The 26,996-nt window shown below is 50.1% G+C and carries 23 protein-coding genes; 18 read left to right on the forward strand and 5 right to left on the reverse strand.

Going from position 1 to position 26,996, the window contains the following annotated elements:
• The first annotated feature begins 167 nt into the window (after positions 1 to 167).
• The 13 genes from PMI05_RS09315 (at position 168) to PMI05_RS09375 (ending at position 16,636) form a co-directional block, all read left to right on the forward strand.
• On the forward strand, positions 168 to 947 hold the full coding sequence (locus PMI05_RS09315) for a DeoR/GlpR family DNA-binding transcription regulator (RefSeq protein ID WP_007720294.1): 780 nt from the start codon (positions 168 to 170) through the stop codon (positions 945 to 947).
• A 35-nt stretch (positions 948 to 982) separates the two neighbouring features.
• Positions 983 to 1,846: a class II fructose-1,6-bisphosphate aldolase gene (gene fba, locus PMI05_RS09320; protein ID WP_007720295.1), complete on the forward strand. Its 864-nt coding sequence runs from the start codon at positions 983 to 985 to the stop codon at positions 1,844 to 1,846.
• A 29-nt stretch (positions 1,847 to 1,875) separates the two neighbouring features.
• A complete protein-coding gene (locus tag PMI05_RS09325) occupies positions 1,876 to 2,967 on the forward strand; it encodes a bifunctional phosphoglucose/phosphomannose isomerase (protein WP_007720296.1) in 1,092 nt (363 codons plus the stop codon).
• Position 2,968: 1 nt separating this feature from the next.
• Complete coding sequence (locus PMI05_RS09330) at positions 2,969 to 3,913, forward strand: 1-phosphofructokinase family hexose kinase (protein WP_007720298.1); 945 nt, start codon at positions 2,969 to 2,971, stop codon at positions 3,911 to 3,913.
• A gap of 28 nt (positions 3,914 to 3,941) precedes the next feature.
• Positions 3,942 to 4,940 carry an ROK family protein gene (locus tag PMI05_RS09335; RefSeq protein ID WP_007720299.1) on the forward strand — a complete coding sequence of 333 codons (999 nt, stop codon included), beginning with the start codon at positions 3,942 to 3,944 and terminating at the stop codon, positions 4,938 to 4,940.
• An 18-nt stretch (positions 4,941 to 4,958) separates the two neighbouring features.
• A complete protein-coding gene (gene ebgA, locus PMI05_RS09340) occupies positions 4,959 to 8,063 on the forward strand; it encodes a beta-galactosidase subunit alpha (protein ID WP_007720300.1) in 3,105 nt (1,034 codons plus the stop codon).
• Between the two features lie 94 nt (positions 8,064 to 8,157).
• Entirely contained in the window at positions 8,158 to 9,894 is a 1,737-nt protein-coding gene (locus PMI05_RS09345; RefSeq protein ID WP_007720301.1) for a sensor histidine kinase, read from the forward strand.
• Entirely contained in the window at positions 9,866 to 11,062 is a 1,197-nt protein-coding gene (locus tag PMI05_RS09350) for a helix-turn-helix domain-containing protein (protein WP_007720302.1), read from the forward strand. The genes PMI05_RS09345 and PMI05_RS09350 overlap by 29 nt, the downstream gene beginning before the upstream one ends.
• Before the next feature lie 118 nt (positions 11,063 to 11,180).
• The gene (locus tag PMI05_RS09355) at positions 11,181 to 12,482 is read left to right on the forward strand and encodes a sugar ABC transporter substrate-binding protein (RefSeq protein ID WP_007720303.1); all 1,302 of its coding nucleotides are present in this window, start codon (positions 11,181 to 11,183) and stop codon (positions 12,480 to 12,482) included.
• A gap of 58 nt (positions 12,483 to 12,540) precedes the next feature.
• Positions 12,541 to 13,461, forward strand: coding sequence for a carbohydrate ABC transporter permease (locus PMI05_RS09360; RefSeq protein ID WP_193375256.1), 921 nt, complete (start codon positions 12,541 to 12,543; stop codon positions 13,459 to 13,461).
• Complete coding sequence (locus tag PMI05_RS09365) at positions 13,458 to 14,270, forward strand: carbohydrate ABC transporter permease (RefSeq protein WP_007720306.1); 813 nt, start codon at positions 13,458 to 13,460, stop codon at positions 14,268 to 14,270. The genes PMI05_RS09360 and PMI05_RS09365 overlap by 4 nt, the downstream gene beginning before the upstream one ends.
• A gap of 28 nt (positions 14,271 to 14,298) precedes the next feature.
• Positions 14,299 to 14,955 (forward strand): YesL family protein, encoded by a 657-nt coding sequence (locus PMI05_RS09370; RefSeq protein ID WP_007720307.1) that lies wholly within the window; start codon positions 14,299 to 14,301, stop codon positions 14,953 to 14,955.
• Entirely contained in the window at positions 14,945 to 16,636 is a 1,692-nt protein-coding gene (locus tag PMI05_RS09375) for an amylo-alpha-1,6-glucosidase (RefSeq protein WP_007720308.1), read from the forward strand. Before PMI05_RS09370 ends, PMI05_RS09375 begins: the two co-directional genes overlap by 11 nt.
• Positions 16,637 to 16,700: 64 nt before the next feature.
• Here PMI05_RS09375 and PMI05_RS09380 read toward each other — a convergent pair whose 3' ends face one another.
• The 3 genes from PMI05_RS09380 to PMI05_RS09390 are packed head-to-tail and all read right to left on the reverse strand — an operon-like array spanning position 16,701 to position 18,911.
• Positions 16,701 to 17,423, reverse strand: coding sequence for an amino acid ABC transporter ATP-binding protein (locus PMI05_RS09380; protein ID WP_007720309.1), 723 nt, complete (start codon positions 17,421 to 17,423; stop codon positions 16,701 to 16,703).
• Positions 17,420 to 18,073 carry an amino acid ABC transporter permease gene (locus tag PMI05_RS09385; RefSeq protein ID WP_007720310.1) on the reverse strand — a complete coding sequence of 218 codons (654 nt, stop codon included), beginning with the start codon at positions 18,071 to 18,073 and terminating at the stop codon, positions 17,420 to 17,422. The genes PMI05_RS09380 and PMI05_RS09385 overlap by 4 nt, the downstream gene beginning before the upstream one ends.
• Before the next feature lie 52 nt (positions 18,074 to 18,125).
• Positions 18,126 to 18,911, reverse strand: coding sequence for a transporter substrate-binding domain-containing protein (locus tag PMI05_RS09390; protein ID WP_007720312.1), 786 nt, complete (start codon positions 18,909 to 18,911; stop codon positions 18,126 to 18,128).
• A 196-nt stretch (positions 18,912 to 19,107) separates the two neighbouring features.
• On the opposite strand from PMI05_RS09390, the gene PMI05_RS09395 reads away from it, so the two are divergent.
• The 5 genes from PMI05_RS09395 (at position 19,108) to PMI05_RS09415 (ending at position 24,239) form a co-directional block, all read left to right on the forward strand.
• Positions 19,108 to 19,809, forward strand: a complete 702-nt coding sequence (locus PMI05_RS09395; RefSeq protein ID WP_007720314.1) for a response regulator transcription factor — start codon at positions 19,108 to 19,110, stop codon at positions 19,807 to 19,809.
• Positions 19,802 to 20,908 (forward strand): sensor histidine kinase KdpD, encoded by a 1,107-nt coding sequence (locus tag PMI05_RS09400; RefSeq protein WP_007720315.1) that lies wholly within the window; start codon positions 19,802 to 19,804, stop codon positions 20,906 to 20,908. The genes PMI05_RS09395 and PMI05_RS09400 overlap by 8 nt, the downstream gene beginning before the upstream one ends.
• A 152-nt stretch (positions 20,909 to 21,060) precedes the next feature.
• A complete protein-coding gene (locus PMI05_RS09405) occupies positions 21,061 to 22,329 on the forward strand; it encodes an efflux RND transporter periplasmic adaptor subunit (RefSeq protein WP_007720316.1) in 1,269 nt (422 codons plus the stop codon).
• Between the two features lie 12 nt (positions 22,330 to 22,341).
• Positions 22,342 to 23,061, forward strand: coding sequence for an ABC transporter ATP-binding protein (locus PMI05_RS09410; protein WP_007720317.1), 720 nt, complete (start codon positions 22,342 to 22,344; stop codon positions 23,059 to 23,061).
• Complete coding sequence (locus PMI05_RS09415) at positions 23,058 to 24,239, forward strand: ABC transporter permease (protein ID WP_007720318.1); 1,182 nt, start codon at positions 23,058 to 23,060, stop codon at positions 24,237 to 24,239. The genes PMI05_RS09410 and PMI05_RS09415 overlap by 4 nt, the downstream gene beginning before the upstream one ends.
• 49 nt (positions 24,240 to 24,288) lie before the next feature.
• On the opposite strand, the gene PMI05_RS09420 is transcribed toward PMI05_RS09415, so the two are convergent.
• Both PMI05_RS09420 and PMI05_RS09425 read right to left on the reverse strand, forming a co-directional pair.
• On the reverse strand, positions 24,289 to 24,837 hold the full coding sequence (locus tag PMI05_RS09420) for an NADPH-dependent FMN reductase (RefSeq protein WP_007720322.1): 549 nt from the start codon (positions 24,835 to 24,837) through the stop codon (positions 24,289 to 24,291).
• A gap of 105 nt (positions 24,838 to 24,942) precedes the next feature.
• Positions 24,943 to 26,835, reverse strand: a complete 1,893-nt coding sequence (locus PMI05_RS09425; RefSeq protein ID WP_007720324.1) for a serine hydrolase — start codon at positions 26,833 to 26,835, stop codon at positions 24,943 to 24,945.
• Between the last annotated feature and the right edge of the window lie 161 nt (positions 26,836 to 26,996).

The following is a 26,996-nucleotide window of genomic DNA, read 5'->3' on the forward strand; positions in this document are numbered from 1 at the left end:
TCTGTTTTGGTCGAGAACCAGAGCAGGCTAGTTTTATTTTCGGAAAATTTCATAACTTATTTGACATTCGTTTTTCTGCAATGCTAAGATCGAAGTGAAAGTAAACGAAAGGAAAACGGAAACAAAACGAAACAATATGATTTATGATCGTAAGGAAGTGAAGTCATATGCTAGCAGCCGAACGGCACAGCAAGATCCTCGAACAATTGAAGGCAGAACAGAGCGTAACCGTCAGCCAATTAAGTCTGGCGCTGGATGTGTCTGAAGTAACGATCCGAAAAGATTTGATCAAGCTCGAAAACGATGGCCTGCTGACGCGCATTCACGGAGGCGCAACGATTACGAATTTCTTGCCATTGGAGCGTAGTTTCACGGAAAAGCTGGAAGAGAGAAGTGAAGAGAAGCAAGCGATTGCCCATCAGGCGCTGTCACACATACAGCCGGGGGACACGGTTATTCTCGGGGCAGGGACCACGATGATGGAGCTCGCCAAGCTGCTGCGCGGCCTAAATGATCTGACTGTCGTGACGAATGCGGTCAACATCGCGATGGAGCTGAACAGTCAAGGCAAGCATCACGTCATCTTAATCGGTGGAGAGATGCGCCACAAATCCTTTGCGCTCGTTGGTTCTGTCGCAGCGGACAATTTGCGAGGACTTTCTGTCTTCAAATGCTTTATCGGAGCAGATGGGGTTCATCCGGAAAATGGGCTGACGACGCTCAATCTGGCCGAAGCGCAAATCAACCAGGTCATGATGGAACGCGCCAGAAAAGTTTACGTGCTGGCCGACCACAGCAAGTTCGGAGAGACGCATTTGGCGAAGTTCGCCGGGGTGTCCGATGTGGATCGGATTATTACGGATGCGGCGGCACAGCATCTTGTCAGTAAGTATGCGGAGCTGGGCATCAACCTGGAGCTGGCGAGCTTGCAGGTTGTGACCAAGTAAACACTACCAGTTCAGAAAGGAAATGGGGGATCGATATGGCGTTGGTATCATCGACACAGATGCTGCGCACAGCAAGGGAGCAAGGATATTGTGTAGGAGCATTCAACGTACACACGATGGAAATGCTCCAAGCAGTAGTGGAGGCGGCTTGCGAAGCAAACGCACCGCTCATTTTACAGACCACAGTCGGAACGGTCCGGCATCTCGGACCTGAGTATGTAGCAGCAATCGCCCGGGTAGCCTCAGAAGAGGCCCGGGTGCCGATTGCCCTGCATTTGGATCATTGTCATGAAGAGGAACTGATTATGCGATGTATCGAAGCGGGTTACACATCGGTCATGATCGATGCGTCGATGCATCCTTTTGCGGAAAATGCGTCGATGACGCGGCGTGTAGTGGAGCTGGCTAGGGAGCGCGGTGTCAATGTGGAGGCAGAGCTCGGTAAAGTCGGTGGCGTGGAGGACGATCTCGTTGTCGATGATGCAGATGCTGCGCTTGCTGACCCGATCGAGTGTGAGAGATTTATCGAGTTGACTGGCGTAGATACATTGGCTCCTGCAATTGGTACGGCTCACGGGATTTACAAGGGGGAGCCGCGCATTGATTTTGCTCGCATCGAAGAGATTGCTCGTCGTGTTTCTGTACCGCTTGTGTTGCACGGCGGCTCTGGAATTCCCGAGGAGCAGGTGAAGCGGGCGGTTCAGCTCGGCATGGCAAAAATGAACGTAGCGACAGAGCTGCGTATCGCGTTTTCACAAGCGATCAAGGGCGTATTTGACAACAACCCGCAGGAAAACGACCCGCGCACCTATATGAAGCAGGCCAAGCAGGCGGTCAAAGAAGTGGCTCTCGCCAAGATGGAGATGTGTGGTTGTATCGGAAAAGCGAATGTACGTTAACAAAAAAGGACAGGAAGGGACGATTTTACATGCGTATAAATCTCGATGATGCGAAAGCATTGCGCGAACTGGACACAATTTCTGCCCTGCAAGATACGGAAAGCTACGATGAACAGTTTAAAACAGGTCTAAAATTATCTGATAGTTTAGATGTATCTAATATTTCTGTTAAAATTGAAAATATTGTGGTGCTTGGCACTGGTGGCGGTTCGGCTGCGAGCGTCAATTTGATCAAGTCGTATTTATTTGACGAGCTGCAAGTGCCGCTTCAGTTAAATCAAGGCTACACCATTCCGGCTTTTGTGGATGCGAAAACGCTTGTCATCGTCGTTAGCCACTCCGGCAATACAGAAGAAGTCGTCAGCGGCTACGAAGCAGCTATCGCCAAAGGAGCACAGATCGCCGTGATTACGGCGGGCGGAAAAGTATTGGAGATGGCCCGTGAATACAATCATGCGTGTTTGCTCGTGCCGGGCGGAATGATGCCGCGGATCGTACTCGGCTACATTTTCCTGCCTATTCTCGCCATCCTGACGAAGCTCGGGCTGATTTCCGACAAGCGTGCGGAGGTAGAGGAGACGATTGCCCTGTTCGAGGAGTGGAAGCACATCTACGGAACAGACTCTCCGATCGAGAAAAATGAAGCCAAACAAATTGCTATCGAGATGGATGGACTGATACCTGTCGTGTACGGGACGCTACCGTTTTTCGATGCCCCTGCATGGCGTTGGAAAAACCAGCTCGGGGAAAACAGCAAGCTGATGGCATTTTGGAACGCCATTCCGAGCCTTCACCACGACGAAGCTGTGGGTTGGGATTCGCCGTCTGCACTGCTGAAGGGTGTTCATTTTACACTCATTCGCGATCTGGAGGACAGCGAGAAGACGACCCAACGTGTAGAGATCAGCGCTGACATTTTGCGTGAGCGCGCTGGTGGGGTAAGGGTGGTTCATTCTCACGGTGTATCTCGAATGGCTCGGTTGTTTTCTATCGTGTACTTGGCTGACTTCGTGTCGCTGTACGCTGCTCTGATTCGCGGCGTCGATCCAACCCCTGTAGAAGTGATCAATTTGTTCAAACAAAAAATGGGGCAGCCGCTCGTTACTGTGCAGGTGAGATAGCATGCTCGTAACGGTAACACTGAACGCGGCCATCGATAAGACGTATCGCCTCTCGCATTTTCGTTCTGGAGAGCTGCATCGCACGGCTGATGTACTAAGCTTGCCCGGCGGAAAAGGGCTAAATGTGGCCCGTGTAGCAAAAGCATTGGGGCAGGATGTAGTCGCTAGCGGTTTTGTCGCCGGTCACAACGGGAGGTTCATCGTGGAAGGCTGCGAACGTGAGGGGATTACCTCCTCCTTTATTGAAACGAGCGGAGAATCTCGCCTATGTCTCGCTTTTCTCGACGAACAGGAAAAAACGGTGACAGAAGTGTTAGAGCAAGGACCTGCACCCAGTGAAGAAGAGATCAGTAGCTTGCAAGAGCTTTTGATCGAGCTGGCGGCTAAGGCACAGTACATGGTTTTTTCCGGAAGCTTGCCAGGTGGCGTTCCAGCCGAAGCATACGCTGCGCTCATCCGAGGTGTCGCCGGGAAAGGAACGGAATGCGTGCTTGATACGAGCGGTCAGGCCCTGCTGGAAGGAATAAAAGCAACACCCTCGCTCATCAAGCCCAATCGACCGGAAGCGGAAGCGATTCTCGGATTTTCGCTGGATGGCGATGATGCACGTTGCAGAGCGATACGCGAGCTGCGTGAGCGCGGTGCCCAGCGAGTCCTTCTCTCGTTGGGGGAGGAGGGCGCGTGGTTTGGCGATGGCCAGGAGACGTGGCGTATTTCGGCGATCCCGTTAGCGGATACCGAAGTGAAAAATACAGTGGGCTGCGGTGATTCCATGCTTGCGGGTGTCCTTGTCGGAAGGCTGCGAGACTTGGCCTGGCCAGATGCAATTTGGCTGGGGATGGCATGCGGCGCCGCGAATACGCGGTCGTTTGGAGCGGGTATGATTGCGCCCGACGATGTGCAGAGGTTGAGAAGTCAGCCGATGCATGTGGAGCGAGTCGAGTAGAATAGCTGGTTCAGAAGGGAGGAGTAGCATGCGCCATGTAATTGGCCTTGATGTCGGTGGTACGACTATGAAAGGGGCGGTCATGGACGAGAAGGGGCGAATTCTCCTCAGGGCTGCCAAGGAGACAAAAGTTCATAACAACTTGCCCATCTTGATCGAGCGAATGGCTGCCTTGATTAAAGAACTGCGGGATCAATCACCCGTTCAAATAGAGTCAGTAGGGATCGGATTTCCTGGTCCTTTTGATGCGGAAAGTGGGATATCAGTTCACTCGCCCAACTTTCAATTGCATCAGGCAGACTTGCGGACACCACTCGCGAAGCTGGTGGCGCTGCCGCTTTTTTTTGAAAATGATTTACGGACAGCTGCGCTCGGAGAAGCCATATTCGGTGCGGGTCGCAAGGTAAGTCACCTCGTTTTCGTGCCGCTTGGTACGGGGGTGGGGGCAGGGATTGTAAACGAAGGCAAGCTCGTTCGCGGCAGTCACGGATTCGCGGGAGAGATTGGCCATGTGCGTTACCCAGGGCTGACTGCTCCATGCAATTGTGGCAAGCTCGGTTGTGTAGAGACGGTCGCATCTGCCACAGGTATTGCCCGATTGGCCCGTGAACGCTTGGACGAGGAGCTCGATGCAAATCCGCGGCAAGCAAAAGCCTCTCCTCTGTTTACTCTGTGCGATGGACAGATCGAGCAGATTACGGCTGAGCAGGTGGCTACGGCAGTGGAACAGGGTGATGCGGTGGCGACCTGCGCATGGAACGAAGCGTGTGAAGTAACTGGCTGGGCTTTGTCTATCTTGGTGAACGTGTGCAACCCGCAGCTCGTAGTGATTGGCGGTGGCGTTTGCCGGGCTGGGGAGCTATTGCTGGCACCAGTACAAGCGAGTGTACAACGGTACGCCATGGATGTCGTTCATCAACAGACAAAGATCGTCTTGGCCGAGCTCGGTGCAGATGCAGGAATGCTCGGTGCTGGCGCCTTGGCCCTGCAAGCAATGAACAGGGAACAAGGAACCGTGAAATCGTAAAAAGAGGAGTGTACATCGATGCATCAACGGTATGACTGGGCAAATCATCAGCTGCTAGAGCGAAATCGCTTGGCGGCGCGGGCTTACTTTTTGTCTTACCCGGAAGAATCGGGAGCACTGACGTATGAAAGAGGCGCGACACCGTGGTTTCAATTGTTGAATGGGCATTGGCAGTTTGCTTACGCAGAATCACCACTGCGTGTGCCGGAAAACTTTTTTGCCGCCGATTATGATGCGACGGAGTGGGCCCGAATTCAGGTACCAGGGCATTGGCAACTGCAAGGGTACGGTAAACCGCATTACACGGACTTGTACTATCCGTTTCCGGTCGATCCGCCGCATGTCCCATCAGATAACCCGACAGGCTGCTATTTACGAGAGTTTACCGTAGCGTCTGCGTGGCAAAATCATCAGGTGATCCTGCGGTTTGAAGGGGTCGATAGCGCTTTTCATGTGTGGCTGAACGGGAAAGAAGTCGGCTATAGCCAGGGAAGCCGCTTGCCATCTGAGTTTGATGTGACGGAGCTGTTGCAGGAAGGTAGTAATCGCTTGGCGGTTCAAGTGTACCAATGGTCGGACGGTACGTATGTTGAGGATCAGGATATGTGGTACTTGAGCGGGATTTTCCGGGATGTTTCCCTGATTGCAAGACCGAAGCTGCATGTGAGAGATCTGGCGGTCGTGACTGATCTGGATGATGATTTCCGCCATGGCATGCTGCGCGTACGTGTCCATGTAGAAAACAGTTCCGCTACTGCCTATGACGGAGTGAGCGTGACCGCACAGCTGTTAGATCAATCTTTCACACCTATCGCTTCGCTGACCGACACCGGAGCAGGCGATCTGGCAGCCGGACAGGAAAAGGTCGTGACCTTGGAGCTTCCGGTGCAGGAGCCGAAAAAATGGTCGGCGGAGGAGCCGAACCTGTATCACCTGCTGCTTGCAATTGAGCAGGAGTCGGGTGAAAAGACAGAAGTCATCCCGATTCGCGTGGGCTTCCGACGGATCGAAGTAAAAGGAAACAACTTCTTCGTGAACGGTGTAGCGATTCGCCTTAACGGCGTGAACCGCCATGATCATCATCCTAATCTCGGGCGGGCAGTCCCGTATGAAACGATGCGTGAAGATGTGCTCATGATGAAGCGTCACAACATCAACGCTGTTCGTACCGCGCATTACCCGAACGATCCGCGCTATTACGATTTGTGCGACCAATACGGATTGTATGTCATGGACGAAACCGATTTGGAGACACATGGCTTTCAGTTAACGGGCAACATTAGTCAGCTGAGCGATGATCCAGAGTGGGAGCAGACGTACGTAGAGCGTATGGAGCGCATGGTGGAGCGGGACAAAAACCATCCGTCGATCATCATGTGGTCGCTTGGCAACGAATCCGGCTTCGGCTGCAATTTCCGGGCAATGGCCGCTTGGTGCCGACAAGCGGACCCGACTCGCCTCATCCACTACGAGGAGGATCGCGAAGCAGAAGTGTGCGACGTATTTTCCACTATGTACTCCTCGGTAGAAAAAATGATCCAGCACGGTGAAAATGAACATCTGCAAAAGCCGCATATCATGTGCGAGTATGCTCATGCCATGGGAAATGGACCGGGTGGCTTGCGTGACTACGCCAATGTGTTTGACAAATATCAACGCTTGCAGGGCGGTTTTGTGTGGGAATGGATTGATCACGGCTTGCGCCAATATACGCCGGATGGGCGAGAGTATTATGCCTACGGGGGAGACTTCGGGGACTACCCGACGAATGGCAACTTCGTCATCGACGGACTGATTCGTCCAGATCGCACCCCATCTCCTGGATTACTCGAATACAAAAAAGTGATTGAGCCGATTGTCGTAGAAGCGACTGATTTGGAAAGCGGGCTCGTCACCATTACGAACCGTTATGATTTCCGCACGCTTGCGCACGTGAGAATGGTTTGGAGTGTGACAGCAGACGGACAAGTGGTGCAGAGCGGAAAGCTGTCGCTGCCACATACAGAAGCAGGAAGTCGCACCATTGTAGCTGTTCCATATACCTTTCCTGCGCAGGTACAGGATCGAACCGACTACTGGCTGACGCTCTCCTTTGTGCTGGACCAAGATGAGAGCTGGGTACAGGCTGGACATGAGCTGGCGTGGGCACAATTTGCCTTGCCAGTGACCGCTGCCCAACAGGTTACGGTCGCTCCCTATCAGCCTCTGTTCGGCAGAGTAGATACAAAAGAAACGAAAACGGACATCATCTTTACAGGAGCAGATTTTCAGTTCGTTTTTGACAAAGTGAGCGGTGTGCCGACAAGCTGGGTGTTTGCAGGCAAGGAGCTGTTGGTGGCAGGACCTCGTCTCACGTTTTGGCGTGCTCCGATTGACAATGACATGTACGTAGTTGAAGAGTGGCGCAAGGTGTACCTCGATCGTTTACAAAGCCGGGTGGAGCATGTAAGCATCCAGCAGGATCGAGAAGATCGGGTGGTCATCACTTGCGATGTACGGATTGCTCCGCCTGTATACGACTGGGGATTTGCGTGCCGCTACACGTATACCGTGTTCGGAAATGGCGAAGTGCAAGTAGATGTTCAAGGCACACCCAAAGGCCCCCCGCCAGCGATGCTGCCACGAATCGGCTTGAAGCTATTGGTCGCCAAAGATATGGAGCGTGTCTCGTGGTATGGTCGTGGCCCGGGGGAGGCGTATATCGACAGCAAGGAAGCCAATCGCATCGGGGTATATCATGCGAGTGTGGATGAGCTGTACACGCCGTACGTATTCCCACAGGAAAATGGCAATCGCACGGACGTCAAATGGATGTCGATCACCGATCAGCGAGGCATTGGACTTTTCGCGATGGGTCAACCGACCTTGGAATTTAGCGCACTTCGCTATGATACGGACGATCTGGAGCAAGCGAAGCACACGACAGATCTCGTAAAAAGAGAGTATGTGACACTGCATCTCGATTATCGACAAAACGGGCTAGGTAGCAATAGCTGCGGACCTAAGCAATCCGAGCAGCATGCCTTGCGTCCAGAGGAGTTTTTCTTCCAGATGAGGCTAACGCCTTTTTCGAAAGATATGATTTCTCCGATTCAGTTGTACAAGCGGAATTTGTGTGACTAACCGCTGATTGTTCTCGAAGGCATCGCCGAAACGTTGTACAATCTAGTTAAAGATTGAATAGTGCAACTAATCAAAAACCGGTGGTGGTTGTCACATGAAGTCATGGTCGCTCTTCCCGCGCAGAAGCATTCATGCCAAGCTACTCGCTTTTATGCTGATTGCAGCCATTATTCCGCTGATCACTCTGGGGAGTATGGCGTATTGGAAATCGTCGATGGTCGTTCGCGAGCAATTTAGCAAGTCAGGCGAGTATATCGCTACGCAGCTGCAAATCCAGATCGACAACTACCTGAGTCAAATGAGATACATGGCCTATGACATCAATACGTACGTGTCAGATCCGACGTTGGTCGTCATGCGGGAGGAACAGCCGAAAACGTACACAGGCTTCCTAGAACAAAAAAACTTCGAGCGATACCTGGGGGCTCACCGCAACCTTGATACAAAAGGCATTTTTATCGTGACGCCCTCCGGTTATTTTTTCGGAGAAAATGTGATCAATGGACAGGATCTGTTGCGGGAATGGTGGTGGAAGGGACTGCCCGCCAAGCTGGATGAGGAGCGATGGATCGGCTTTTACACGCCCAGGCATTATGTCGGGTTTCAGGATGAGGCGGAGCTGCGTAATCAGGAGAAGGTGCTCGGCCTGGTCGTTCCCGTTCTCAGCGGGTATGGCGTGTTGAAGGATAGCCGGATTTTGATTGAGATGAAGGCAGGCAAGCTGTTTCAGTTGTTTTCCCAGTTGGAAGAGGACATGAGTGCGCATGTGACGATTACAGCCAAAAATGGCGAATTGATTTACCAGACTGCGGGTACGTTTGTCCAGCAAGAGAGCGATATCGTCTGGAACAAGCCGCTGGAGTCCAACAACTGGATGATTCAGGTACGCTTGCCATACGAGCAAATGAACCGCTCTGCGGAAGTGATTCAATCCTTCTTTATCGCGGCACTGATTCTTTCAGCAGTGCTGGCACTTCTTTTGGCGTATTTATTTTCCAGACGAATTACAGGCAAAATCAAGCGACTGCAAGAAACGATGCGGCTAGTAGGAACAGGCGAGCTACAGACGCGCGCAGAGGTAGACACGGAAGACGAGCTGGGGCGGTTAGGGGTGAGCTTCAACCAGATGGTGAGGCGGATTCAGACGCTAATCGCCGAGGTGAGTCGAACCGAGCAGTTGAAAAAGGAAGCAGAGCTGCGAGCCGTTCACTACCAGATCAACCCGCATCTGCTGTTCAATACACTTAATTCCATCCAGTGGAAAGCAAGATTATCTGGTGCCAATGAAATCGGTAATATGCTCTATCATCTCATCAAAGTGCTAGAGGGCAACCTCGACATCACGCAGGAGCTCGTCCCGTTGGAAAAGGAGCTGCAAACCGTCGAGCATTTTCTGCAAATCCAAGAGCTGAGATACGGGCCTGTTTTTCAATTTGAACAGACCGGAGTAGAGGCTTGCCGTCGCTATTTGATCCCGCGAATGACTCTCCAGCCGCTTTTAGAAAATATTTTTTTCCACGCATTCGAAGACGGGCACGGAACGATCCGGATCAGTGTCAGTGAAAAAGAAGGGCTTGTGACGCTGCTGTTGCAAGATGACGGCGCAGGAATTGTGCCCCAGCGATTGGCCAAACTTCTCGATCCTGATCTGGAGCGTTCTAGCAAACGAGGACTCGGCGTGTACAACGTCGATCAGAAGTTCAAGCTTCATTTCCGTATGGAGCACGGCATGAAGATTTCATCTGTCAGAGGAGAAGGAACCACAATTCAAATCACATGGCCGAAAAGGGAGGAAATTCCTGATGAACATCAAGGTAATGATTGTGGATGACGAAGTGCTGGTGCGAAGAGGACTGAAGGCAATGGTGCCATGGAGTCGCTACGGAATGGAAGTGGTAGCGGATGCACCGAATGGTCGGAAAGGCTGGGAGGCTTTCCTGCAAATACAGCCCGAGTTGGTGATTACGGACATCGTTATGCCGGAAATGGATGGGTTGGAGCTGTGCAGGCGGGTGAAGGAGCAGGCTCCACAAACAAAGGTGCTTCTACTCAGTTGTCACCGCGATTTTTCTTTTGCCCAGCAGGGAATCTCTCTCGGGGTGTCCGGATATTTGTTGAAGACCGAGTTTCAGGATGAGGAATGGGGGACGTTGTTGGAAAAGCTGCGGACTGAGTTGGCAGGCGAGAGCGCACGACCTGAAAACATTCGTGAACGCCCTGATGAATGGAAGCGGGAATTCGGTGCGTGGTTGACTGGTTTGAGTCGCGATTTCGAGCAAAGCTTGTCCTCCCTCTTGCAAACACACTGGTCGTGGATGAACGATTCCATGCGTGTGTGGCTCTTGGAAGGAATGGGCAGCAGTGCACATGGCGAGGAGCAGGAGCGGGCATGGATTACACGGGAGCTGGACAGCCAATGGGAATGGATCGCATGTGGCGATATCCGTTTTTTGCTGACTCCCGCAAGTACCGGCAGGCAGGTAGAATCCTTGCTCGTGGAATGGAAGCTGGCTGGAAAGGTGACGAGCTGGGAGACAACAAGCCCGTTTGCTGGACTCGAACCGTGGATTCAGACGGTACGGATGCTCTACCAGCGTACGGAGCGCGCGCGCAAGTACGGCGTCATTCAAGACCCGTGGCAGGAACCGATCAAGCAGGCTGTTCATTACGCACTCGATCGTCTAGATACGCCATTGACGGTCAGTGAGGTAGCTTCACAGGTGGGACTGAGCCGCAGTCATTTTAGCGTGATGTTTAAAAAGGGAGTGGGCGAGAGCTTCGGCGAGTTTCTCGACAAACGCCGGGTAAAAATGGCCCGAGCGATGCTGGATGAAACAGCTCTGTCCATTCAGGAGGTAGCTGAGCGAGTCGGTCTTCCTGACGCGAAATACTTCAGCAAATGGTTTAAAAAGTGGACAGGGATGACCCCGAGCCACTACCGTTTCAAACAAAAGGAGGAGTCCAGTCGAACAATCGTACACTCCACCGCGCAAACTTGAACAAAGCGAAAAAAAGGAAACAAATTCACACACTATTGCGAACAGTTAGCGGTTTCACCGTTTTTTTCCCTTCATTAAAATAAAGAAAAATGAGGGGTAAATCTAGGGGGGATCACAGATGAAAAAGGTTGCGTCAAAATGGATGGCAGCTGGCATGGCACTTCTTTTGGCCGTCGTAGCTGGTTGTTCACAAGCCCAGCCAGCAGGAACAGACGGCACGTCTAGTAACACAGGTACGACAACGCCAGCATCGTCTGATAAAAAGGAAACGATTACATTGCGTTTCGCGACATGGGATACGGACCAAATGCTGAAGATCCAACAAGATATCGCGAAACAATTCGAACAGAAAAATCCGGGTGTGAAGGTACAAGTCGAGGCATATGCAGATGGTTTTGATCAGAAGCTGGTAGCGGCATTCGGAGCGAAAAACCCGCCGGATGTCATGTACATGTGGGATTTCCCGACGTACAACGCCTCGCTCGAGCCATTGGATGAGTACGTAAAGAAGGACCCATCAGTGGCAATCGACGACTTTTACCAAGGCCTCTTAAACTATAATCGATTCGATGGAAAATTGTTCGGTCTCCCAGCGGGCTTCTCGACGCGGGTCGTATTCTACAACAAAAAGCTGTTTAACGAAGCAAATGTACCACTTCCGACAGACGATTGGACGTGGGATGATTTCAAATCAGCAGCCAAACAGTTAACGGTTCGCGACAAGAAGCAGTACGGCTTCGCTGTTCGTTCGGAGCCGGATACGTACGATTTGCAGCAGTTCGTGTGGAGCAATGGCAGCAGCTTCATTAGTCCTGATGGAAAAACCATCGAAGGCTACATGAACAGCAAGGAAACGGCAGAAGCCCTGCAAATTTTTAGTGATTTGACAAAAGACAAGAGCGCTTTGCTCGTCGGTGGCAAAAACCAGCAGAGCGGAAACGACTTGTTCAAAGCAAGCAAGCTCGCGATGTATGACAACGGCGTATGGTCGCTCGAGTCGTACAAGAAGGCGAATGTCGATTTTGGTACGGTCGTGATGCCGCAATTCCCTGGCAAGCCTGGTAAGGGTGTCATTGCAACCTCCTCTGTATCGATCGCCAAGGATTCCAAAAATAAAGAACTGGCTTGGGAGTTTTTGAAGTTCTTCGTTTCCAGTGATGCGATCAAGATGCGTACATCTGACTTGCCTGTGCGTATTAGTGTCGTACAAGAAAAGAAGCTCGATCAGGACCCGCTCTACGCGCCGTTCTATAAGACATTGGAGCAATCGACTGACACGCCAGCATTCCTGTTGAATCCACACTGGAACGAAATCAACCGGAACCTTTCCGCAGCGGTTAATGCGATCATGATGGGACAAAATGCCGAGGAATTACTGAACAAGGCAGTCAAAGACTCCCAGAAGTTTTTAGAAAAATAATGGGAAGGGGGTCAGGGAATTGAATACAGAGAGTGTCGTGACACATAAACAGCCTGCCATGACCGTTCAACCGAAAAAACTTAGGGGAAGGGCGTTTCTTACGCCCTATCTTTTTATCTTGCCTTGGATTCTCGGCTTTCTTGCTTTTACGCTGGGACCGATGTTGTTTTCGCTCGTCATGAGCTTTTTTGATTGGCCTGTCGTTGGTGAGGTTACGTTTGTCGGCTTGGACAACTACGTTAATATGTTTACGGACGATCCATTGTTTTGGCAATCGCTCTGGATCACGATTAAATTTGCGCTGTTGTTTGTACCGTTGAATCTGTTCATCGCGTTGTTTTTGGCCATGATGCTGAATCAGAAGGTAAAAGGCAGCGGCTTTTTCCGCACAGTGTTTTACTTGCCGAGCGTGATTTCCGGTGTGGCGCTGGCGATGATTTGGGCGTGGGTATACGACGGGGAATACGGTATTTTCAACTATTTGCTCAGTCTGATTGGGATTACAGGTCCAGATTGGCTAAACGATACGACGTGGGCGCTCATAGCAATGGTAATCGCCAGTCTGTGGGGGCAAGGCTCCATGGTATTGATTTTCCTGGCGGGGCTCAAAAGTATCCCGGAGAGCTTGTATGAAGCGGCTTCGATTGATGGGGCAGGGGCGGTACAAAAGTTTTTCCGCATTACACTGCCGATGGTGAGTCCTACGATTTTGTTTAACCTGATTATGACGATCATTAGTGCGTTCCAGCAGCTGAGTCTAGCACTCTTGCTCACAGGAGGCGGACCGTTGCAGTCTACGTATTTCTATGCCATGTACGCGTATGACAACGCCTTCAAATACTTCAAGATGGGATATGCTTCGGCGAACTCCTGGTTTATGTTTGCGATCATTTTGGTATTGACCTTCATTGTATTTAAAACGTCTGGCAAATGGGTGTACTACGAGGGCGACAATCGCAAGGGAGGGGAAGAGGCTTGATACGCAAAACGATTGCTTATGCGAGCTTGATCTTTTTCTCTTTCCTGTTTCTCGCACCGTTTTACTGGATGATCTCTACTGCGCTCAAGTCGGACGATGAGATTTTGCAGTATCCACCCAAATGGATTCCGGATGTGTTGCATTGGGAGAACTTCGGGAATGCGTGGATGTCCCAGCCGTTTAATCTGTATTTGGAAAACTCGTTGACGGTGACGATCCTGACCACGATTGGTCAGTTGATTTCGTCTTCGCTGGTCGCGTACGGCTTTGCCCGGTTTACGTTTAAAGGGAGAGACTTTCTGTTCATGGTCGTTCTGGCCACGATGATGATTCCGTGGGAAGTGACGATGATCCCGCTGTACATGGAATTCAACTACCTGGGCTGGATCAACACACTCAAGCCGTTGATTGTTCCTTCGTTCTTCGGGTCAGCGTTTTACATTTTCCTCATGCGACAGTTTATTTTGACCATTCCTCGTGAGCTGGATGAAGCCGCGCGTATTGATGGTGCCGGTTCGTTTCAGATCTACGCCCGAATTATTATGCCGTTGATGATGCCGGCTCTGATTTTGGTGAGTGTATTCAATATCTTGGGCACATGGAATGATTATTTGGGTCCACTCATTTTCTTGAATGACCAAAGTCAGTACACGCTGACGCTGGGACTGGCGCAATTTAAAGGGATGTATGAAGTAGAGGCTACTGGGCTGATGGCGGTAACGTTCCTGATCTCGCTTCCGCCGTTACTCCTCTTTTTCCTCGCACAACGATATATCGTAGACAATTCAGCTGGCGTTGCTATTAAGTAAGAAGCTATCAAGTAAGGAGGGAGCTACAGTGGGGAATCGGGCGAAGTGGGAAGGCTGGGCATGGTCATTTCATCAATTTGGTGAGCGATTGTTGCGGATGGCGGCAGCGCATCTCATGTGGGTGGCGTGCACGCTCATGGGAGGCATCGTCTTTGGAGTCTTCCCAGCGACAGCTGCTCTGTACGACGTACTTAGCGGCAAGTGGAATGACCGTGGGCTTCCGTCCGCCTTCTGGCATGCTTTTCGCCACTACTTCTGGAGGAGCCAATGGCTTGGCGCAGGGACGGTGCTAACGGGGGCAATTCTGTGGGTCGATGTGGTGTTTTTCCTTCGCATGGGCTCCCTGTGGGGGCTCTCGATCGCGGCCGTTTTTGCGGGGATCGGATTCTTGCATGCGGCTACCTCTTGCCACGCTTTTTCCCTGCTTGTTCGAGAGGATGCAGACGTGAAGAGGACGCTCAAGCAATCGTTTTGGCTGGTCGCGGCCTTTCCGTTGCATTCGCTCGTCACGATGGGCGGCTTGCTCCTTCTCTTGATTCTCTTGCTGGCGATTCCTGTTTTGCCGATCTTGTTGGGAGCGAGCCTGCCTGTCTGGTGGATGAACGCCAGAATGAGCCGTCTGCTGGAAAAGAGCGATCGTAAACGATTGACGAAGCAACCTCGAGGTGAGACATATGCAGTTTGATTTAGGAATCGTTCCTTTTAGTCGATACGGGTCATATCTCGTACTCTCGCGACTGGGGAACACCAAGCGAGCAGAAGGGCTGTATTTGCGCAATATTCGTGGAGGAGACAACCACGATGGCGCGATTTTTCGCATAGAAATGGTAGCCGATGGTGTGGCGATTCCATTTGAGACCGAGGCTACGCCAACCTTGCTGCGTCTTTACGGGGATAAAGGCGAAGTGAAGCTGTGCATGAGCGAGCCTCAACTGGTGCAGATACGTGGTCAAGGCGTTGGTTTGCGACTGGTGCTGGAATCGACGGCAGCAGACTACGCGATTCAAGCAGGAGCTGGATGCTGGGAAATCAATCATTTTTCCACGGAAATTCGCTTGCGAGTGACTCCGCTTGCTGGAGCGATGGTGGTCAACCCTACGAAGGCATCGCGTGAACAGCAAGTGAGCGTAACCTTTCTTCCCGACGAGGATACTGGTGTACTGGAAGGCGTATGGGAGGAATTCCACACGGTATGGAAGGAGCGTAGCTACCCTGCCTTTGCCGATGGATGGGCACAGGTAAAAAAAGAGTACGACGAGTGGCTGGAACGGACGCTCTCTGTATCTGAGGAGCATCGCGAAGGCTTGAATGAAGCACGAGAACTCGCGGCGTACATCACCTGGTCTTGTGTGGTGAGACCTGAAGGCTATCTGCCACGATCCGCGATGTACATGTCCAAAAACTGGATGACAAATATCTGGAGCTGGGATCATTGCTTCAATGCGATGGCACTGACGCGAGCAAACTTGCCGCTGGCGTGGGATCAGCTCATGATTTTTATCGACAGGCAGGACGAAAGTGGTGTCTTCCCCGATTTTATCAATGATCGGTATGCGTTGTGGAACTGCTGCAAGCCTCCGATTCATGGCTGGACGCTGCGTTGGATGCTGGATCGGAACGACGCGATTACAAACGAGATGCTGGAAGAGGTGTACGAGCCGCTTTGTCGCTGGACCGATTGGTGGTTCCGTTACCGCGATGATGATCAGGACGGGATTCCGCAGTACAATCACGGCTATGATTGCGGTTGGGACAACAGCACGATTTTCCTCGATGGGGCGCCAATTGAAAGCCCGGACTTGTCTGCGTATTTGATTCTGCAAATGGATGTGCTGGCGGATTTGGCGAAGAGGCTGGGCCGTCCTGAAGAGGCAGCGAAGTGGCAGGAAAAGGCTGAAATGACGCTGCAACGACTCATGGAGAAGCACTGGAATGGCGAAAACTTCTTCGCGACCCACTCCGGCAGCGATCAGCCTACCCAAGGAGACAGCTTGATTCGCTATATGCCTCTCGTGCTAGGTGAAAGGCTGCCGCCGGACATCCGGGCCAAGCTGATTGCGGACTTGCAGGAGCGATTTTTGACCGAGAATGGACTGGCTACGGAGAGTCCAACCAGCTCCTTCTACCGTGCTGATGGCTACTGGTTAGGCCCGATCTGGGCGCCAGTGACGATGCTCTTGGTCGATGGATTGAGGCGAGCAGGCGAAGTGGCGTTTTCTCAGGAGATTGCCAGACGTTTTTGCCGAATGGCAGCACGCAGTGGCATGGCGGAAAACTTCGATGCGCTGACAGGTGATGGACTGAGGGACCGGGCCTTTACGTGGACGTCCAGTGTGTTTTTGATGCTGGCGCATGAGTATGTGTAAGATAGTTTCATAGAAAAACAAGCGGGCATGATGGATGAAAAATCGCATCATGCCCGTTGCTTGTCTACAGCACTTTACTGAGAAACGCCTTGGTTCTCTCATGCTGGGGATTGTCAAAAAGCTCGGAAGGCGTGCCTTCTTCGACGATGTATCCGCCATCCATGAAAATCACGCGATCAGCTACTTCACGGGCAAAGCCCATCTCATGCGTAACCACGACCATCGTCATTCCTTCTTTGGCCAAATCCTTCATCACCTGAAGAACTTCCCCTACCATTTCCGGGTCGAGTGCAGAGGTAGGTTCATCGAACAACATGATATGAGGGTCCATGGCGAGCGCACGGGTAATGGCTACGCGCTGCTGTTGACCACCAGATAACCGATCTGGATACACGTCACGCTTGTCCGCCAAATCTACTTTTTTGAGGAGTTGCAGCGCTTTTTGTTCATTTTGCTGACGCTCTGAATTTTTGATGTGCTTGGGTGCGAGCATAATGTTTTCCAATACAGTGAGATGCGGGAATAGATTGAACCGCTGAAACACCATGCCGACACGCTCTCGCAGCTTGTTAATGTCCACTTTGGGGGAGGTAACCTCCACACCCTCAATGGTGATTTTGCCAGATGTCACCTCTTCCAACTGGTTCAGGCAGCGCAGAAACGTACTTTTTCCCGATCCGGAGGGACCGATGACACAGACAACTTCGCGCTCTTCAATGGTAGTCGAGATGTCTTTTAAGACTTCCAATGAGCCGAAGCTCTTTTTCAAATTCTCTACATGAATCATTTCGCGAACCTCCTCTCAAGGGAACGGGATAGCAGACTGAGGATGTATATCATCAGGAAATAGAAGACTGCTACTACAGCCCAAATTTCGAATGAGCGGAAGTTGCTAGAAATGATAATCTCACCACTGTTCATTAGTTCACGGATACCAATGACCGTTAAGAGCGAGGTGTCTTTTAGCGTCACGATGAATTGGTTGACGAAAGCAGGAATCATGCGGCGAACAGCCTGAGGCAAGATAACCAGGCGCATGGCTTTTCCGTGCGTGAGTCCGAGGGAGCGAGCAGCTTCCATCTGCCCTTTATCGATGGAGAGAATCCCTCCGCGGAAAATTTCAGCCAGGTACGCTCCGGCATTGAGACTGAGCGCAAGAATACCTGCGGTTGTCTCTGGAATTTTGATATCAAGGACAGGCGGCAATCCAAAATAAATAAAGAAGATTTGAACCAACAGCGGTGTGCCGCGGAGAAAGTCAACGTAAGCGGTTGCAATGCCGCGGAGTATTTTGGAGCGGCTGGTGCTCATTAAACCAAAAAGCAATCCGATTAAGAGAGCGAAAAACAGGGAAATGACCGTTATTTTTAATGTGACCACAGAGCCTTGGGCCAAGACAGGAAGTGCATCGACAATAACATCCCAACTACTGCTCATTTGGACAACTCCATTCTTTCTAAGGTGAAAAAAAAGGCGCGTCTTGCGCCTTTTATTTTTTGGTGCTCAAGTATGTGTTGATGATTTCGTCGTATTTCCCGTTCTCTTTCAGCTTCTTCAGACCGGAGTTGAGTTTGTCCTGCAGCTCTTTGTTCCCTTTTAAAACCGCGATGCCGTAGTGGTCACCGTTGAGACGTTCGCCTACAATTTTCAGCTTGGATGCAGGGTCTACCGCAATTTTATACGAGATAACCGGATAGTCCTCGATAGTCACATCAGCGTTGCCGTTTTGAACCTCTTGGAACATGGAAGGGCTATCGTCGAAATATTTGACAGTGGCTCCGTATTTTTTCCCGAGCTCATCAGCAAAGGTTGCGCCAGTCGTGCCTTTTTTGATAGCAATCGTTTTGCCAGCCAAATCTGCCTCTCCATTGATCGTTGTGTTGTCCTCACGTACGACCAGGGAAAGACCTGCTTGATAGTAAGGTTCAGAGAAATCTAAAATTTCTTTGCGTTTATCCGTGATGCTGATCCCTGCAATGGCACCGTCCAATTGCTTCGCTTGAACAGCCGGAATGATTCCTTTGAAGTCCATCGGCTTAATTTCTACCTCAAAGCCTTCTTCTTTGGCGATCGCATTGATCAGGTCGATGTCAATTCCCACGTATTTTCCGTCTTTTTCAAACTCAAAGGGTGGGTATGTTGCATCTGTACCAATAACGTACTTTTTAGCACCGGATTGTCCAGAGGTTGTGGAAGCTTGATCCGTGCTACTGCCACATGCACTTACCGTGAGCGCCAACAAACTAGAGACAACAGCAAACATTAGTTTTTTCATAAATTACCCCCAAGTATATTTATGATAGATATGATATGGACATGAATATATTAATATAGAAAAGTCTGCAAAGTCAAAACAAACTGAAAGTAATTATTATCCATAATTGTATGAACGATATCATGGTGAGATAACAGAAAAGTTTTTTCATACCTGCTATAATGGTAGCAAATGTATAAAAGGGATGGGAAAAACGATGAAGCACGTCACCATATTGATCGCCGACGATGAAGCGGAGATTGCTGAGCTCGTTGCCTTGCATGTGAAAAAAGAAGGTTACCATACAATTATCGCAGAGGATGGAAAGGCAGCACTCCAAGCTGTGAAGACCCATTCGATTGATTTGGCGATCCTCGATATTATGATGCCTGAGCTGGATGGCTATGAGGTCACCCGGCTGATTCGTGAACAGCACAATATGCCGATTATCTTTTTGAGTGCCAAGACGTCCGATCTGGATAAAATTTCGGGATTGGTGATGGGCGCAGATGATTATATGACCAAGCCATTCAATCCGATGGAATTGGTCGCACGTGTGAATGCCCAACTGCGGCGCTTTAAGCAGCTGAACCAACCAGCAGTAGAAGTGCCGAGTAACAAGGTGGTAGAGTCAGGTGGACTTGTCATTTATCCAGAGCAGCGAACGGTGAGCCTGTACGGAGAAACAATTGAGTTAACACCGAAAGAATTTGATATTCTCTACCTGCTGGCCCGCTATCCAAAGAAGGTGTTTAGTGCGGACAATATTTTCCAGCAGATATGGGGCGAAGCGTACTATGAAGGCAGCAATACAGTCATGGTGCACATTCGCACCTTGCGAAAGAAGCTGGGAGAAGAAAAAACCAAGAACAAGTGGATTAAAACGGTCTGGGGCGTAGGGTATTCATTCCATGGATAACATGAAACGAAGCTTTCGGTTCCAAATGGTCAAGCTACTGGGCCTAAGTCTGCTTCTATCCGGTGCGGTTACCTATGTGATCTTTAAAGCGCTACAGTTTTACTATCGAACACAGGTAAAGTTTGAAAGCTTGTTAACGCCGATTCGCTATTTTATGCGAGAAATAGGGGACATTTACTTCTTTTTGATTTTTTTTGTTCCCCTAGCTATCTTGTTTTTCTTCTTGTTAACCAAACGGTATGCCGTCTACTTTCAGGAGATTTCCAGAGGAATTCATCATCTTGCAAACGGCGACTTTACCCATCATGTTCAAATACCGTCAAACGATGAGTTTGGAGATATTGCCAAGGACATCAATCTGGCGGGTGAAAAATTGCAAGAAGCCGTACAAAGAGGAGATTTTGCCGAAAGCAGCAAGGATCAGTTGGTTTTAAACCTGGCGCATGACCTGCGGACGCCACTGACTTCTGTTTTAGGGTATTTGGACATCATTTTGCGGGACGAGCAGTTAACGGTGGAACAAGCCCGACATTACACGAATATTGCTTTTACCAAGTCGCAGCGTTTGGAAAAGCTGATTGATGAGCTCTTCGAAATTACGAGAATGAACTACGGCATGCTCACCATCCAACAGAACCTGATTGACCTGAGTGAACTGCTCATGCAGTTAAACGAAGAGCTATATCCTTCCTTGGAGAAAAATCAGTTGAAAACGAGAATGAATGTGGCCTCACGATTGACGGTTTGCGGGGATGGCGAGCTCTTGGCACGCGTTTTCGAGAACATCATGACGAATGCCATTCGTTACGGGCACGATGGTCAGTTTGTTGATATCAACGGTTTTCTTGCGGGCGACGAGGTCGTTGTGCAGATTATCAATTACGGTCACGAGATTCCCCCAGAAGATCTGCCACATCTTTTCGAGGAGTTTTACACAGGTGACAAGGCCCGAAGCCATCAAAACGGAAGCACAGGTCTCGGGCTATTTATCGCCAAAAATATCGTCGAGCGCCACGAAGGGACGATTTCTGCGCAAAGCAATTTGATCCGCACCGTTTTTGAAATACGCTTACCTTACGAACAGACTCCCTCACTTTAAAAAAATTTAAGGATTACCCCACTTTTTCTTTTAAAAGTTTTTCTTATCCTGATCGGGTGACGAGCCAGGGTGGAAACTGCGAAGGAAGAAGTGGGGTTTTTGGATTGGCCAAAGATGACCGGAGCTTACAGTTTTTGGGGAGGTAAGGAAAGATGAAAAAGCGTTTGTGGATCTGGCTAGGTGTGGGCGTGGGCGTGCTTGTGGCCGGGTTCGGCGGCTATGCAGCTTCTTCGGGAGAAAAGAAGAATGGCATTCCTATCACGTTATCAACGGTGGTAACGGCCGACTTGGAAAGCACGATTTTGACGTCGGGCATGGTCAAAGTACGAAATGAACATACATTGTTCGCCAACTATGCAGGCGATCTGCGGAATTTCTCCATCAAGGAGGGAGACAAAGTGACGAAAGGGCAGGTGATCGGCAATATCGACATGTCCGATGTCAGCAATGAAATCATGGATATCGAGGCACAGATCACCATTCAGGAAGCGAATATCGCAAAGCTCTCCAAAGGCGTGGAGCCTGAGGAAGTCACGAAAATGCAGGAGCAGCTTGCCCAGTATGAACGTGAATACCAAACGGCATTAAAAGATTACCAGCGAACGCAATCGCTGTTCACTGCTGGCGTGTCTACCCAACAGGCTGTAGAGGAGGCGAAGCAAAAGCTACAGACCGCAGAATCAAGAGTAAGGGTCGCGAAGCAAGACTTACTTTTGAAGCAAAAAGGGCCAGACAAGGCAGAGATTCGTTCCTACGAGGCGCAAATTCAAAAGCTGAATTTGGAAAAAGCAAAATATGAAAAGCAACGTGTGCAAAGCAGCATCGTGTCTCCGATTGACGGGACGGTGCTCTCCATGAAGGTGAAACAAGGGAAGTACCTAAGTAAAGGCGAGGAAATTCTCACGGTTGGAGATACCAATGATGTTATGGTCGAAGCAGCAGTTGGCGAATCTGACTTGCGTAAAATCAAAGTCGGACAGGATGCTGTGGTCTCAGGCATTTCCTTAGGCGGAGAACAGTTGCAAGGTAAGGTGTTGCGCATATCTCCTATGGCTGTAACCAGCAAAGAGCCGGGTGGAGAGAGTACGGGAGTGCCAGTCGCTGTCCATCTAAATGAGACGAGGGAGTATTTGAAGCCAGGTTTTCACGTGGATGTGAACATCGTCCTGCAAAAAGCAGCAAACGCCATGCAAGTCCCCATTGAGGCAGTCGTGACGGATCAAGATGGATCTTCTTTTGTCTGGGTAGCGGAAAATGGCAAGGCCAAGAAGAAAAAAGTGACGACTGGAATTGAAAGTGAATTGTTTATCCAAATTGAAAGCGGATTGGACGGCAGTGAAGAATTGGTAGCGAATCCACCGGAAACCTTGCAAGAAGATGAAGTGATCTTCCAAGCATCTCCCGAAGAGTTTGCGGGGTAAAGGAGGATACATATGCTGAACATTGAGGGGTTAACCAAACAGTACAAGACGGATGAGCTGGAATTGTTTGCTTTGCAAAATGTCAATATCCACGTGGCTCAAGGTGAATTCGTGGCGATCGTGGGACCTTCTGGTTCCGGAAAATCGACGTTTATGAACATGCTGGGTTGTCTGGATCGGCCAACCTCCGGATCGTATGTCTTGGATGGAATTGATGTTACGCAGTTGAAGGATAGTGGGCTGGCGCAGGTACGCAATCAAAAAATCGGCTTTGTCTTTCAATCGTTTCATTTGTTGCCACGTGCTACTTCGCTGCGAAACGTGGAGTTGCCGATGATGTATGCGGGCGTCGGCATGACAGAACGCAAAAAAAGAGCGAAAGCGGCGTTGCAGCGTGTCGGACTCGGCCAGCGGATGGATCATAAACCAACGCAGCTGTCCGGCGGTCAAAGACAGCGGGTAGCTATCGCCAGAGCGTTGGTTAACCAGCCAGCCATTTTACTTGCTGACGAGCCGACAGGGAATCTGGACAGTCGTTCCAGCATCGAGATCATGGCGATTTTTCAGGAGTTGCATGCGCAAGGGGTAACGATTCTGCTCGTCACGCACGAGGCGGATATCGCCCAGCATGCCGAGCGCGTCATTACGTTTCGAGATGGTCATATCATCCGAGATGAGCGAGTGGAGGAGCGCTTGTTTGCTACTGCGTCCGAGGAGGTGATCCTCACGTGAATTTACTCGAAAGCTTTCGTACGGCCCTGGAAGGAATTGGAACAAACAAGCTGCGTGCTACCTTGACGATGTCTGGGATCATCATCGGAATCATGTCTGTTATTGCCGTGATTACACTAGGAAACGGCAGTCAACAGGCTTATACTGATCAGTTGGAGAAGCTGGGTGCTACTAATTTCACCGTTACTATTTTGTGGGGCCAAGGAAGCAAGCTTTCTGATTTGACAGTGGAGGATGCTTATGCACTTCCCAAACAATCGCCCTACATTGAAGCGGCCGTGCCGTTCTTAGATCTTTTTGGAACGATTCGAGGCCCGAAAAAGGGGAAGGACGCAAGTATACAAGGAACAAATGAGGATCTGTTAAAGGTTCAACCCAACTTGAAAATAGTTGCAGGCAGATATTTTACTGCGAAGGAAGCAAGAGAGGGGAAGCCGGTTATCGTTTTAACCGAAAAATTAGCGGCAGGGCTTTTCGGACGTGAAGACCCGATTGGCAAGCGTTTAACTTACAAAACAGCATCAGTCATCGTTATTGGCGTGGTAAGGGAAGCCAAGCTGACGATTGACGCTGGTCGATCCGAGGGTGCCTATATGCCGATTACCTTTCTGCACAATATGGACGGGTTCAAGTACGTTCAGACGATAACCGTAAAAGCCAAGTCGAAGGAAACAATGGAAGCAGCCAAGAGGCAGACAGAGAAATACTTAAACCGCAGACACGATCGCGAAAACTATTACCAAACCGATAGTATCGAGAACGCACTGGGGGAGATGGATTCCTTTTCCGGTACGCTCACCACGATCTTTAGCGTCGCAGCCGGGATTGCGCTGTTTGTCGGTGGGATAGGCGTCATGAACATCATGCTCGTATCCGTCACGGAGCGGACGCGGGAAATCGGCATTCGCAAAGCGTTAGGGGCGCGTTACGGAGATATTATGTTGCAGTTTTTGATCGAGTCGATGATCGTCTGCCTGATTGGTGGAACGATTGGCGTGCTGCTCGGCATCGGGACAGCCATGTTTGCCTCGCAATATGTCGATGTGCCGCCGTTATTATCGTGGGAAAGTATCGCAATCGCCTTCGGGTTCTCCAGTGCCATCGGTATTTTCTTTGGGCTCTACCCGGCTCATAAGGCAGCTAGGCTCAATCCGATTGACGCGTTGCGATATGAGTGAGGAACCAAAAAGAAATGACTAGCAGATATCGCTGCTAGTCATTTTTCTATTAGTCTCGAACCGATTTTAATGCCGTTGACCAACTTATCACCTGATTTAACATGTCGTTTACATGTGGGATGTGCAATTCGGATGGTTTAAAGACGGTGTAATTTTCAAAATCAGTAAACAGATTGAAGGCAGGTTGTGTACGAACGTCGGCAACCTGCAATTCCCCCAGGATTCCACGTAAGTGCTCTGCTGCACGAGTTCCACCTGATGAACCGTAGCTGACGATACCAGCCGCCTTGTTGTACCATTCCTTGCGGGCGAGGTCGAGTGCGTTTTTTAATACCCCTGTGATGCTGTGGTTGTATTCGGCGGTAACGAATACGAATCCATCCAGGCTGGATAGCTTTGCCGCCCAGGCGGCTACCTGTTGCTCACCACTCGGATCGCCAAAGAACGGTAAGTGAAAGTCCGCAATATCAACGATTTCATACGCTGCATCTCCTCGTTGATCGGCAACTCCTTTGAGCCACGCACCTACTTGGGGACTGACTCGGCCAGGGCGAGAGCTGCCCAGAATAATCCCGATTTTTAAGCTTGAAGTACTCATGGTTCGATCCTCCTTATGTGGCTTAGTTTAATGGTAGTTCCTTGGATCAAACATTATGCTTAAAAAAATGCCGCAACTGTAAAGCTCAGTTGCGGCATCGGAGTCCTATGAGTAATGAATCGAAAGAAAGTTCCAGTAAAATAAATAGCCAGTATACAGGATGGAGAGTACCGCTGCTGCGCTATTCGCTACCTTCCAGCGATCGCGCTCCTTGGATGTTCCAATTTGCAGGAGCAAATAAGCGGCGGCGGCCAACGAAACTATTGGTAGGGATGCAACAACGACTTGGTAGAAGGTCGGATAGCCATAGACAAGCTCTGCGTTTGCATAGGTGAATTGGATGATAAAAAACAAGCTATGAAGCAGAGCCATAATCGGAACGATCTTCGAAATAGCGTGCGATTGTTTGCGCCATTTGCGTAGCCCGAAACGAGCGATCCAGACGAGCGAAAGAAGGATGAACACGATTCCGGGAATCACATATAGAGCCAGGAGAACAGGCGGACTTTCGATGAAGGAGATACGAGGGAGCGAAAAGTTCATCGGTCCTGTCATATAAAATTTCCCTTGTTCCTCGTGAAAATAGAGCTGTTCCTCACCATCGATCTCTTGAAAGAAATGATCGTCTACCTGCGCAAACTTTTTCTCAAGGGACTGTTGTCCTTCATTCTGGAACATACCAGTCACGGATATCGTCTGCGCGTCCAATGCCTTCACTGTGTAAGGGTAGCTACTGAGTAGACGAAGCCCTTTGCCCCAGCCATTCTCGGGCGTCAGGGTAAGCAGATATTGACCTTCCAGCTTTTTCATTTCATCTATGGTGCCAGCAACAGGAGTTAGGGGCTTGCGGACTTGCTCTGTCAGTAGCTTGTCGGTAAAAGCGTTCACGACCTTGCCGTGCAGCTCCAAGCCCGGATGCGTGGCGTTCACCGTAACAAAGATGCCGATTGATTCTGATGGAATCAGCACCATTTTCGAGATAAAGCCATCAATCCCACCGTTTGCCCATAGGGTAGGAATGCCGTTTTTCGTCTCTCCTTTAAAAAAGCCGTAGCCGATTCCGTACATGCGTTTATGGGCCGCGAATTGCTGGGCATGCATAAGCTGGGCAGTTTCTAGTTTGAGCAGAGATGTGCCGTTATAGCTGCCGCCAGAAAGATGGGCGATCATATAGGGGGCGAAGTCGACTGGTGTCATATTAGCGGCACCACTCCCTGGGAAAATAATCCCCGAGTAAGGAATCGTTTGATAGGCGTTTCCGTCGTAATAATAGCTTTTAGCCAGATTGCTCTTGTCCTCTGGGAGATACAATTCGGCGGAATCCATACCTAGCGGGCGGAAGATATTCTCCCGCATATAGTCATGCAAAGATTGACCGGAAGCTTGCTCGATTACACTCCCTAACAATCCGGTGCCCGCATTACTGTATTGAAATTTACTGCCTGGCGTGAAAATCGTCTCCTGCATCTGAAGCGTTTCATTTACGGGCTCGGTCGAGAATTCCGGTATCACACTCTGACGGTTGTCTCTTTTATAAATTTTTTCATCTATACCGGCTGTATGTGTGAGCAGGTGGTGGAGCGTGATCGGGCCGTAACGATTATTGGTAATTTTGTAGTCTTTTAGGACGGTATTCAAATCTTCGCGCAAGGAAAGCTTGCCTTTTTCCACGAGCTGCATCGCTGCAGTAGCAGTAAACGACTTGGTCACGGAACCGATTCGAAACACCGTACGCTCGGGATCAACGGGGATTTGCTGTTCGACGTCGGCAAAACCATAGCCCTTTTTAAAAATGATGCGATCTCCCTGGGTAATGACAATGGCTGCGCCAGGGATATGCAAGTTGTTCATTTCATTCCTCATGAGGGGATCAACTACTTGTTCGATGGAAGGAGTAGTAAGCGGCGAGCGAGCATTGACCACAGATAAGGGCTGTATCAGCATGAGGCAGGATACGAGCAGAACGGCAAACCATTTTCGTAAAGCAAATAATGTCATGTTTCATCACCTTTCGCGTTTTGCGTCAGTCAATTGTTGTAAGCCAGCGACAGGGATGAGTATAGGACGATGAGTGTCACGGTGAGAAGTAACAGAATGTCATTGCTTATCGTGATAGTAGCTGATCGTCATCTGATACTATAATGGAGAGAAAGTTTGGG

The organism is Brevibacillus sp. BC25 (assembly GCF_000282075.1).
GTDB lineage: Bacteria > Bacillota > Bacilli > Brevibacillales > Brevibacillaceae > Brevibacillus.